We start from the raw sequence: 12510 nt of genomic DNA on the forward strand, positions 1-12510 counted from the left end.
TTATTAAAATCTAAAGTGAGAGAATGCTTTGTTTGCTTCTGCCATTTTGTGCGTATCTATACGCTTCTTAACCGCTGCTCCTTCTTCTTTAGCAGCTGCTAAAATTTCTGAAGCTAGTTTTAAAGCCATAGATTTTTCATTTCTTTTACGTGCGTAGCTTATTAACCACTTCATTGCAGTTGATACTTTACGATCTGCACGTATTGGATTAGGAATTTGAAATGTTGCTCCTCCTACACGACGACTACGTACTTCTACGTGAGGCATAACGTTAGATAAAGCATCTTTCCAAATCTCTAAAGCTGTTTTTTCTTCATCTGTCTTTTTTGAGTCTACGATATCTATTGCATCATAAAACACCTTAAAAGCAACAGACTTTTTCCCGTCCCACATCATCATATTAACAAATCTAGTTACTAACTGATCATTAAAACGAGGATCCGGTAAAAGAGGTCTTTTTTTCGCTTGTCTTTTTCTCATGTCTTCTTCTTAAAGTTTTAAATTACTTCTTAGGGCGTTTTGCACCATACTTAGATCTACGTTGTGTTCTACCTGCAACACCTGCTGTGTCTAAAGCACCACGAACGATGTGATATCTAACTCCTGGTAAATCTTTTACCCTTCCACCTCTAACCAATACTATCGAGTGCTCTTGTAAATTGTGACCTTCACCACCGATATATGCATTAACCTCGTTTCCGTTTGTTAAACGAACCCTTGCTACCTTACGCATTGCTGAGTTAGGTTTTTTTGGTGTCGTTGTATAAACACGAGTACATACACCACGTCTTTGAGGACACGAATCTAAAGCAGCCGATTTACTCTTCTTGGTTATTTTGGCTCTTCCTTTTCGTACTAATTGTGAAATTGTTGGCATATAATTTATATATAATTTTTTCGTTACCTCTTCTTAGAGGGCTGCAAAGGTAGAAATTAAAATCAATAATTCAAATCTTAAACCATTAATTTTCAATAGAATTTACTTTTTCATAAAATTCAGTTATAAATGATTAACTTTTTAGGTTAGTTTTACTCACCAAATAAAACATCATAATAATTTGCGTTTAAAACTTATTTTTCTCTACATATTTTCTCTTGTGATTTCACAAAGCTATTCACAAGACAAGAAACTTAATATTATTGGTGTTGATAGTACAGAGACCTCAATTATCAATAAGATTGGATACAACATTCAACATACTGATATTACATCGATAGAAAAAGAAATAAAAAAAGTTAGAACCAATATTATCAATGATGGCTATATCAACACAGAACTAATTAGCTTGGATTCAATTTCTAAAAACTTATTTATTGCAAAATTTCATCTTAAAAGTAAAATTGAAACCATTCACATATACACTAATAACATTTTTAATGAAAAGCTTAAAAAGAGTTTAAAAGAAAAAATCTCAAATGACACTCTTATTATAAAGTACAAAAATTTAGAAAAAACCTTAGAAAATCTAACTGAAAAATTATCTTCTGAAGGATACCCTTTCTTATCAATCAAACTTTCAAATATTTCAAACATAAATCAAAACAGTTTAAGAGCAGATTTAAAAATAAACATTGAAGGTTCGAAAAGAAAACTTAATAAAATAATAGTTAAAGGGTATGAGAGTTTTCCTAAGTCATATTTAAAACATTACTTAAAATTAAAACAGAATACCAACTTTAGTATAACCGAAATAAAGAAAAAAACAAAAGCCTTAAACAATCTAAGCTTTTCTAATCAAATTAAAGAACCAGAAATTTTATTTAGCAAAGACTCAACACAACTCTATCTTTATATAGAAAAAATTAAAAGCAACGCTTTTGATGGTTTTATTGGTTTTACAACTAATGAAGAGACAAATAAAATTAAATTTAATGGATACTTAGACATCAAACTAACCAACAACCTTAATTACGGAGAAAGCTTATTAATCAATTATAAAAGCGATGAGTCTGATCAAACAAATTTCAACATTGAAGCCAACCTACCCTATTTATTCAATTCTCCAATTGGCTTAAATACAGCATTAAAAATAGTTAGAGTAGATTCGACCTTTTCAAATACAACCCAAAAAGCGAATATCACATTTCAGTTTAATAGCGAGAATTTATTTTTTGGAGGCATAGAATCTAGCAACTCCTCAAACTTATCCTCTAACAATACGATTAATAATTTATTGATTGATAACTACAACGCTACATTTACCAATTTTGGTTATCAATATCTAAAAAGGCAAAGCAATGTCCTATTCCCAATCAAGACTGATATTACATTAATTTACGGAACTGGTTTTAGGGACAACAACAATAAAACAAAACAGAACAAAATAAGCATTGACGCCAATCATATTTTTAATCTAAATGATAGAAATAGTTTATATTTAAGAGGAAAAGCTGAAATACTATCCTCTAGCAATTACTTAGAAAATGAATTATATCGGTTTGGAGGTATAAACTCAATAAGAGGATTTTCTGAAAATAGTATAATTGCCTCTAATTACTACCTTTTAAATACTGAATACAGATATAATCTAAGCTCAAACATTTATATTAACAGCGTTGTTGATATAGCTACATTTAAAAACGAAACTATAAACCAAAATCAAAACCTGTACGGATTTGGTTTTGGTTTTGGAATATTAACTAAATCAGGAATATTAAGTTTTGTATATGCAAATGGTAAAAATGAAGAATTACCATTCAAATTAAATAATTCGAAGATACACCTTAAATTATCCGCAATATTCTAATCGAATATTAAGATTTTAGGAAATATTTATAAAAAAATCAAAATTTTAACCCATAATTATTGTTTAATTAAGTTTTTATTATGATTTTTGGCGTAGACTAATTCAAATAAATTATAAAATGAAAACAAAGTTTAGTGGAATTTTAACGCTATTCCTAGCGTTTGTTGTGCAACTATCTTTTGCACAAGAAAAAACAGTTTCAGGAGTTGTTTCTGACGAAAATGGCTTACCGTTACCATCGGCAACAGTAGCTGTGAAAGGAACATCTAACGGAACTACAACAGATTTTGATGGTAATTACTCTATCAGCACAAGTACAGGTGATGTGTTAACATACAGTTATGTTGGATATAGCACCAAAGAAGTAACTGTTGGAGCTAGTAACAAAATTGATGTTACTCTTGAACCAGACAACACTCTTGATGAAGTTATCGTAGTTGGTTACGGTACTACAACAGAAAGAGCAAACACTGGTACAGCTAAAGTTGTAAAAAGTGAAGTTTTAGAAGCAAAAAACTTTGCCAATGTAACTCAAGCTCTAACTGGTGAGGTAGCTGGTGTTAACGTAATTAACACATCTGGTCAGCCAGGTACTGTTGGTACAATAAGAATTAGAGGTTTTGGTTCTCCTAACGGAAACAGAGCGCCTTTATATGTTGTAGACGGAGTTCCTTTACAAGGTACTTTTGCTCTTAACACTATAAACCCTTCTGATATTAAAAGTACTACGGTTTTAAAAGATGCTACAGCAACTGCAATCTACGGTTCTAGAGGTGCTAATGGTGTTGTAATTATTACTACCAAAAGCGGAACTTCTACTGATAAATCTTATATTGAAGTTGACTTAAAAACAGGTATCAACAACCAAATTATACCTAGATACGATGTAATCGATTCTCCAGAACAATACGTTGGTCTTGTATGGGAAGGACTGTACAACAGAGGTGTTGTAGATGGTAACCCAGATCCTGTTGGATTTGCAAACAACCGCTTATTAGGAGATAACGGTATAGGTGCTGGTTACAACATGTGGGATGTTGCTACAGGAGCAGAATTAATTGACCCTGTTACACGTTCAGTTAGACCTGGTGTAAACAGATTATTTACTCCAGAATCATATGCAGACGAATCGTTTGGTACTGGTATTAGAACTGAAGCTAACCTGAGAATGGGTGGTGGAAGCGACAAATCAAGATACTATGTATCTTTAGGATACCTTAATGACGAAGGTTATATCATAAATTCTGATTACAAAAGATATACTGGTTTAATTAACTTAAGTACAGATATCAAAGATTGGTTAAAAGTAGGAGCTAATGTAAACTATGCATACTCTGAAAGTACTAACAATGGTCAAACAGATGGATCTGAAAACATATTTGAATTTGCTGATAAAATGGCGCCAATATATCCTGTTTATGCAAGATATCCTGGTACTGGAGAATTAATTCCAGACCCAATTTATGGAGGTGCTCAATTTGATTTTGGTTCACCTACCGCTTTAGCTAATGGATTTGATAGAGCTCGTCCTAATGCAAACTTATTAAACCCTGTAGGATCAGCTATTTTAGATTTTAACGGAGGTGATAATCACGCTTTAAATGGTAATTTCACTACTGATATAAACATAACTAAAGATTTAAAAGCTGAAATTAGATATGGTGCTCAGTACAGGTTCCAAAGATTCTACAACGTAGGTAACAATAATTATACGATAGCAGCTAACTCTAACGGTACGTTAACGGTTACTGACTCTCAACTTTGGAACACAAGTTTCTTACAGTTATTAAGATATAACAAGACTTTTGGAAATCACTCTATAGAAGCTTTAGTAGCACACGAATCTAACGAGCAAAGATCTGATGTTTCTCAACAGTTTAAGCAAAATGTATACCAACCAGGCATCTACAATCTGTCTAACTATGCAGAAAGTACTTCTCCTGCAATTGGTACCACAACTGGTTCGGCAATCGAATCTTACTTTGGTCAAGTTAACTATAACTACAATGGTAAGTACTATGTAACAGGTTCTTTAAGAACAGATGGATCTTCTCGATTTGTAAATGACAAATGGGGTGTATTCGGTTCTATTGGTGGAGCATGGGTAATGAGTGCTGAAGACTTTATGGCAGATAGTTACATATCTTACTTAAAGCTTAAAGGTTCTTACGGTATTACTGGTGACCAAGATGGTGTTTCTAACGTATCTGGTTATACAATCTACAGTAGAGAATTTGTTGGTGGTGCAATTTCATTACCAGAAACTAGACCTGGAAATCCTGACTTAACTTGGGAAACTTCAAAAATGACTCAGTTTGGAATAGAATCTACAATTGGTAGATCTAGATTCTTAGATGTTAATATTGATTATTATAATAAGTATACAGATAACTTATTTTTCCCTCAAAGAAGAGGTCCTTCTATCGGGTTTGCTTCTATCTTAGTTAATGATGGAGAAATTTCTAACAGTGGTCTTGAATTTGATGTAACTGCACACATAATCAAGAATAAAGATTTCCAATTAGACATTTCTGCTAATGGAGAAATTATCAGTAATGAATTTAAGAAAATGCCAATAGATGTATCTACTGGTCAAGAAAAAATTCTTGATGTTCAAGGTTTATATGCTTGGTCTAAAGGAAGTTCTATCTATGATTTCTACATGAGAGAATGGGCTGGTGTTGATCCAGGAGATGGTTCTCCATTATGGTACCAATACTATGATGATTTAAATAACAATGGTGTCTTAGATGCAGGTGAACCTACATCAACTGATAACTTCTACATTGGAAATGGTACTGAAGAATCTTTAAATGGAACAGGATCTCTTTTTGAATATCAACAAAAAGTAGGTAATGCTAACATCAAAAGAACTGTTACTAAAACATACGCTAATGCAACAGAAGTATATTTAGACAAATCTTTTATACCTGATTTAAGAGGTGCGTTTAGATTATCTGGAGCGTTCAAAAACTTTGATTTCTCTGCACAATTCACTTATAGTTTAGGTGGTTATGCTTATGACTCTCAATATGCTGAATTAATGAGTGATCGTTTTGGTGCAGCTGGTAACAACTACCACACAGATATCCTTAATAGATGGCAACAACCAGGAGACATAACTGATGTTCCTTTATTAGCTGACAATGCTGTTGTTAATGGTACTTCAACTTCATCAAGATTTATCATTAGTACAGATTACATAGCACTTAACAATGCTAGAATAGGATATACTGTACCTAACAAATTAATATCAAAATCAGGTATTGATGCATTAAACCTGTGGGTTTCTGGAGATAACTTAATGATTAAGACCAAGAGAGAAGGGTTTAATCCATCTATTAGAGAAAACGGAAACTCAGGAAGACAAATTTATGCACCTGCAACAACTATAACTTTTGGTGCAAGAATTAAATTTTAAACAAAAAAAAAGAAATTATGAAAAATTTATTTAAACAAACTTTAGCTATAGCAGTGATTGCTTTGTCTTTCAGCTGTAGTGAAGAGTTCTTAGACAACACAGGTGTTGCTGGTGAAAGCCAACCAACAGCATCTTTTACTTCTGCTGATGCAGAACAGGCTGCAGAAACAAACACAAATATACCTGCAGCATTCGTAAATGGTATTTACGCTCAAATGATCCAAACTGGATCAGGAGGAACAGATCTTAACCATGATGACTTTGGTCAAAAAGGTTATGATGTATATGGTGATATGCTTTGTGGTGATATGGCACTTAGTGTTAGTACATATGGATGGTACAGAGCAGATATTACTGAATTCCAAGCTCCTCAGGATTTCACAAGAGGTCGTAACAGAATGGTATGGAGATACTACTACAGAATTGTAAGATCTGCAAACAACGTAATTGCTTCTTTAGGAGGTAATGACGCAGTACCTGAGTTAGATGAGAACAAATATGCAATGGGACAAGCTAAGGCGTTAAGAGCTCATTCTTATTTTTACTTAACACAATATTTTCAAAAAGAGTATGTACCAAACGAAGCTATTTTACCTCTTTATATAGAGCCTGAAATTGAAAACTTACCAAAGTCTACAGCTGAGCAAGTTTACAACCAAATGGAAGCGGACTTAATGGATGCAGTGACTCTTTTAGATGGTTTTAACAGAACAGCTAAAAACCAAGTTGACCAAAACGTAGCTAGAATGATTTATGCTTACGTTTTAGGTGCAAAAGGTGGAAGATGGCAAGACGTAGCTGACTTGACAAATGATGTTATCACAACTACAAGTCACACAATGTTACAGCCTGCTCAAGTAACTGTTGTACCTGCAGATGGTACTAGTAATGCTTTTAATGATGTTAATTTTACAGACAACTGGATGTGGGGAATAGACATTACTGAAAACAATGGTTTAGATTTAGTATCTTGGTGGGGTCAGATTGATGCTTTCTCATATAGTTATGCATGGGCTGGAGATTACAAAGCTATAGACGCAAGTTTATTCGCTGCAATCCCTGCAAATGATGCACGTAAAGGTCAATTCTTAAACAATCCTGCTAACGGAAGACACTTACAACCTTTATTTAAGTTTGCTGCTTCTGGTACAATTGGAGGTGCTTCTCAAACTGTAACTGCAGATTACGTTTACATGAGAATTGAAGAAGCTTACCTATTAAATGCTGAGGCTAACGCTAGAATACCAAACGAAGCTGCTGCTAGAACAAGCTTAAAAGCTTTATTAGATTTAAGAGTACCTAGTTCTGCTTATGTAGATACTTTAACAGGTCAAGCACTTTTAGATGAAATTTACTTACAAACTCGTATCGAGTTATGGGGTGAAGGTAAGAGTTATTTAGCTATGAAGCGTAACCAAGCTACTGTAACTAGAGGTTCTAACCATTTATCTTTTGTAGGACAACCAATTCCTTATAATGACGAAAGAATGCAGTTCGAAATTCCACAAGATGAAATTCAGAACAATCCATTTTTAAGTAACCAAAATCAATAATATAATTTCACACTTCTATGAAATATATTTCATAGAAGTGTGTTAAAAATACAAATCATGAAAAAATTAAGATTATTTACATGTTTAGCTATTGGGGCAGCATTCTTTTTTTCAAGTTGTGAAAAAGAAGAAGTTGAAGCTCCAGGAACAAACTATGTAGCTTTCTCAGGACAAGCTATAGATTTAGAAGTTGAAATTAGCGGTTCTAGTACTCAAAATGTATCACTTTATTCAGCAAACGTAGCTGGTAATGACAGGACATATAATGTTGAAGTTATGTCTGCATCTACAATAGACCAAACTTATATTACAGTACCTTCAACTGTTACTATACCTGCAGGATCTAATAAAGGAGACTTAGCTGTTTCTATTAATGATTACGCTGGATTAGATGGAGAGCCTGTAACTTTAGTATTAAACGTTACAGAACCTAATGGAGACGGATCATCAATTGGTGAGCCTGCTACTATTAACGTTTTTAGAGAGTGTTTAGAAAACAGATTATTCTATTACACTGTTTTTGACGATTACCCAGAAGAAGTTTACTGGAGAATTGTAGACCTTAATGCTGGTGTTATTGTTGCTTCAAACAATTCTTCTCCTGGTTTTGGTGGTTATGCTGGCAGAACAGGATTTACTAACTTACCTATTTGTTTAAGCGATGGAGACTATAGACTTCAAGTTTTTGATCAATATGGTGATGGTGCTGGAGAAATTTATTTACTAGATGGAAACAAATCAACACTATACTACTCTGATGGAGACTATGGTGCCGGTTTTGATTTTGATTTTTCTTTATAAGAAAAACAATTAAGAATAAAAAAAACAGCCTGAGAAATCAGGCTGTTTTTTTATACCTTTACATCATGCAAAGAACAACACAAATTTTTGGTTTAAGAGCTATTATAGAAGCTATAAAAGCTGATAAAAACATTGATAAAGTCTTTTTACAAAAAGGTTTAAAAGGTGATTTATTTAAAGAATTAGAGTCTTTAATAAATCATAATAAAATTAACGCTTCGTATGTACCTATTGAAAAACTAAATAAATTAACACAAAATAATCACCAAGGTGCAGTGGCACAAATATCTCCTATTAAGTTTTATGATATTGAAGAGTTGCATGAGCAAGTTTTAGAAAAAACTTCTACTCCACTCTATTTACTACTTGATCAATTAAGTGATGTACGCAATTTTGGTGCTATTATAAGAACAGCAGAATGTACTGGTGTTAATGGAATCATTATTCAATCTAAAGGTGCTGCTCCTGTTAACGGAGATACTATTAAAACAAGTGCTGGTGCTGTATTTAAAGTACCTATTTGTAGAGTATCACACATTAAAGATGCTGTGTTTTTTTTACAAGCATCTGGTGTTAAAGTCATTGCTGCTACCGAAAAAACAGAAGACACGCTTTACGATATCAACTTTAAAGATGCTTGTGCCATTATTATGGGATCTGAAGGAAGAGGCATTAATCCTTCTGTTATTAAAGTTGCAGATTATAAAGCTAAACTACCCTTACTTGGTGAAATAGAATCGTTAAACGTTTCTGTTGCTTGTGGTGCATTTTTATATGAAGCTGTAAGACAAAGACGTTAATCGTCTTTATTTTCTCTGAAAGTATATTTTATTTGTATTGAATTTTGAGCTGAAGGCTTCTCTTCTTCCTCTATATCTTCTTCTTTACTTTCAATAAAATTACCGTTTTCATCAAAGTGTTTTAAAAACTCATCTTCTTCTTCGTTATAATTTGGTTTTTCCCAAACATATCGTTTTGGTTTTGCTATTTGCTTTCTAAAAACTAAAGCAAAAAACAAACCTGTTATTAAACCTGATAGATGTCCTTCCCAAGAAACACCTTCTTTTAATGGTAAGACATCCCAAACCATGCTTCCGTAAAGAAAAACAACAAGCATAGATAAAGCTACTAGTCTATAATGTTTTGCAAAAACACCTTTAAAAAAAATGAAACTAGCTAAAACATATATTAATCCGCTAGCTCCAATATGGTAAGATGGTCGTCCAATACACCAAGTTAAAAAACCCGAAAGTAATATACCGTATCCTAAAACTTTAAATGCTATCGGTCTATAAAAATAGAATAACGCTGCTGAAAGAATAAACAAAGGAATTGAATTATGATAAAGATGACTAATTCCGCCATGTATAAAAGGACTAAACAAAACACCTTTTAAACCTAAAAATTTTTGAGGATAAATACCTAATTTATTTAAACTGAAACCAAAACGAATTTCGATAGCAAAGATAAGCCAAATTAGCATTACAAATCCTAGCGGATAAAGTAATACTTCTGGACTGTATTTAAATGGTTCTTTTTGTTTCATTATAGTGAATATAGCAAATAGTTAACCAACTTTGAAGTGATGTTAAATTGTCAGCTAGTAAGTGCGTGAGGGATTAAGCAATTGTTGGAGCACATCTTTGATTGCGACTTGCGAAAGCCCGACTTTTTTTTGAACTTTTCTCAAAAAAAGGCACGCCATAACAAAGTTAATAAGTTGTTTGGTTGTAATTATTGTTTTAAAAAAGTTTGATTTAATTTTACAAGATGAATACGCCTTTAGCCGAAAGATTAAGACCACAAACGTTGGATGATTACATAAGTCAGCAACATTTAGTGGGCAAAAACGGAACGTTAACTAGACACATCCAACAAGGATTAATCCCGTCGATGATACTTTGGGGACCACCAGGAATTGGAAAAACTACATTAGCAAATATCATTGCAAACACATCCAATCGTCCGTTTTATCAATTAAGCGCAATTGCATCTGGAGTGAAAGATGTTAGAGATGTAATTAATAAAGCGAAGGAAAGCGGCGGATTGTTTACGGCTAAAAACCCAATTTTATTTATTGATGAAATACATCGTTTTAGCAAATCACAACAAGATAGTTTATTACAAGCTGTAGAAAAAGGTTGGGTAACTTTAATTGGTGCTACTACAGAAAACCCAAGTTTTGAAGTCATCTCGGCATTATTGTCACGTTGTCAGGTTTATATTTTAAAAGAGTTTGAAAAAACCGATTTAGAGGCGCTTTTAAACCGTGCAATTGAAAAAGATGAGATTTTATCCAAAAAAAATATAAAGCTTAAAGAAACCAACGCTTTATTACGTCTTTCTGGTGGTGATGCTAGAAAACTACTTAATATTTTTGAACTCATTATTAACGCAGAAGATAGTGACAAGATTATTGTTACCGATAAAATGGTAATGGATAAAGTAGAAAGTAATACGGTACGTTACGATAAAACTGGCGAGCAGCATTATGATATTATTTCTGCATTCATAAAATCTATACGTGGTAGTGATCCCAACGCAGCAGTTTATTATTTAGCACGTATGGTTGAAGGCGGCGAAGATGTAAAATTTATAGCTAGACGTATGTTAATTTTAGCTAGTGAAGATATTGGTAATGCTAATCCAACTGCTTTGGTTATTGCAAATAGTACATTTCAAGCAGTATCAACAATTGGTTATCCAGAATCTAGAATTATACTTAGCCAATGTGCTACATATTTAGCGTGTTCTCCAAAAAGTAATGCGGCATATATGGCAATAAATAATGCGCAACAATTAGTCAAACAAACAGGAGATTTAAGTATACCACTTAACATACGTAATGCGCCAACAAAACTTATGAAAGACATTGGTTATGGCGAAGACTACAAATACAGTCATAATTACGCTAATAATTTTGCTGCACAAGAGTTTTTACCCAAAGAAATTGCAAATACACCATTATACCAACCTGGTAATAATGCTAGAGAAAACGCGCAACGTGAATTTTTAAAACAGCGCTGGAAAGATAAATATGGATATTAAAATATTTTGGGCGTTACCCACTTTTGATTTTAATAGCAAAAGTGCGTCGGGCTTTCGGTAGTCGCAATCAAAGATGTGCTCCAACAATACCTTAATCCCTAACGCGAAATAAACTAAGTACTAATCAATTAAAAGATTAATACATTAAAACTTAATATCAATAGATTTAATCTGTAAAGTACCATTGTCGTTGGTTGCAATAACCCAACTACCATTTATTTTATAAATAACAGCATCTTTACCTTTTACAATGTAAAAGTCTTCTTTACCAGAATATAATATAGTGTATACCGTTTGACCTTGACTATTTTTTAATTTGTAATTAATAACTCCAAATGCTTCGGCGGTAAGCGCATTATTTGAAGAGTTTTTATAACCTTCTTTTACTGGTATTTCAATTTCTTCATCTATTTCTTCTTCATCAACTTCTTCAACCAATGGTGCTTCTGTTACATTAGGTAATGGAGTAACAATAACTTCTTCTACTTTATTTTTAGTTTCTTTCACTTCATATTTATGAGTGAAATTTGACAAACTACTAAAAGCTTGTCTTACAGCTTCATTGTATGCAACTATATATTTTTTCTCCCTAGATTCGCCTTCTTCTGTGGTATAAACCACTTTACCTTGACAATCTTTAAACTGAAATTTTATTTTAGTTTTAAACATAGAAGAATCGTCTATTGCTGCAGTTTTTAAAACTAAACAGTTATTTTGTATCGCATCTTCTGGTAAGGTATCTTCTTCTAATAAAACGGTAAAATTTTGTTTTTCTAACAAAAACTTAGCTAAACCATTTACACGGTATTGACCTGGTTCTTTTTGAAATTTAAACTGGTTTGGAACAACAATATATTTATAGTTGTTTAGCTGATTTTGCGCTAATAATGTTGTACAAAATAAAAGAATAAAAACGCTTAATATTTTATGTAATTTCATC

General features: G+C 32.7%; 10 protein-coding genes. 6 read left to right on the forward strand and 4 right to left on the reverse strand.

The genetic code is table 11. From position 1 onward, the window contains the following. Positions 1 to 3: 3 nt before the first annotated feature. Together rpsG and rpsL are read right to left on the reverse strand one after the other, a co-directional pair. Positions 4 to 480: a 30S ribosomal protein S7 gene (gene rpsG / locus H574_RS0108750; RefSeq protein WP_027880215.1), complete on the reverse strand. Its 477-nt coding sequence runs from the start codon at positions 478 to 480 to the stop codon at positions 4 to 6. Between the two features lie 22 nt (positions 481 to 502). Further along, positions 503 to 877 carry a 30S ribosomal protein S12 gene (rpsL, locus tag H574_RS0108755; protein WP_008269190.1) on the reverse strand — a complete coding sequence of 125 codons (375 nt, stop codon included), beginning with the start codon at positions 875 to 877 and terminating at the stop codon, positions 503 to 505. 220 nt (positions 878 to 1097) lie between these two features. Between rpsL and H574_RS0108760 the strand changes: the two genes are divergently transcribed. The 5 genes from H574_RS0108760 to rlmB all read left to right on the forward strand — a co-directional run bounded on the left by H574_RS0108760 (position 1098) and on the right by rlmB (position 9322). Next, entirely contained in the window at positions 1098 to 2747 is a 1650-nt protein-coding gene (locus H574_RS0108760) for a BamA/TamA family outer membrane protein (RefSeq protein WP_051169865.1), read from the forward strand. A 118-nt stretch (positions 2748 to 2865) separates the two neighbouring features. Next, positions 2866 to 6168 (forward strand): SusC/RagA family TonB-linked outer membrane protein, encoded by a 3303-nt coding sequence (locus H574_RS0108765; RefSeq protein WP_027880217.1) that lies wholly within the window; start codon positions 2866 to 2868, stop codon positions 6166 to 6168. 17 nt (positions 6169 to 6185) lie between these two features. Beyond that, complete coding sequence (locus tag H574_RS0108770; protein WP_027880218.1) at positions 6186 to 7721, forward strand: RagB/SusD family nutrient uptake outer membrane protein; 1536 nt, start codon at positions 6186 to 6188, stop codon at positions 7719 to 7721. 57 nt (positions 7722 to 7778) lie between these two features. After that, the gene (locus H574_RS0108775; protein WP_027880219.1) at positions 7779 to 8522 is read left to right on the forward strand and encodes a DUF1735 domain-containing protein; all 744 of its coding nucleotides are present in this window, start codon (positions 7779 to 7781) and stop codon (positions 8520 to 8522) included. Positions 8523 to 8587: 65 nt separating this feature from the next. Further along, positions 8588 to 9322, forward strand: coding sequence for a 23S rRNA (guanosine(2251)-2'-O)-methyltransferase RlmB (gene rlmB / locus H574_RS0108780; RefSeq protein WP_027880220.1), 735 nt, complete (start codon positions 8588 to 8590; stop codon positions 9320 to 9322). Here rlmB and H574_RS0108785 read toward each other — a convergent pair. After that, positions 9319 to 10068: a rhomboid family intramembrane serine protease gene (locus H574_RS0108785; protein WP_027880221.1), complete on the reverse strand. Its 750-nt coding sequence runs from the start codon at positions 10066 to 10068 to the stop codon at positions 9319 to 9321. The genes rlmB and H574_RS0108785 overlap by 4 nt on opposite strands. Before the next feature lie 224 nt (positions 10069 to 10292). On the opposite strand from H574_RS0108785, the gene H574_RS0108790 reads away from it, so the two are divergent. Beyond that, a complete protein-coding gene (locus tag H574_RS0108790; protein ID WP_027880222.1) occupies positions 10293 to 11570 on the forward strand; it encodes a replication-associated recombination protein A in 1278 nt (425 codons plus the stop codon). Between the two features lie 144 nt (positions 11571 to 11714). On the opposite strand, the gene H574_RS14425 is transcribed toward H574_RS0108790, so the two are convergent. Beyond that, entirely contained in the window at positions 11715 to 12509 is a 795-nt protein-coding gene (locus H574_RS14425; protein WP_051169866.1) for a hypothetical protein, read from the reverse strand. Position 12510: the final 1 nt, after the last annotated feature.

Origin of the sequence: Mesoflavibacter zeaxanthinifaciens DSM 18436, assembly GCF_000422365.1 — a bacterium.
In the GTDB taxonomy this organism is placed as follows: Bacteria; Bacteroidota; Bacteroidia; order Flavobacteriales; family Flavobacteriaceae; genus Mesoflavibacter; species Mesoflavibacter zeaxanthinifaciens.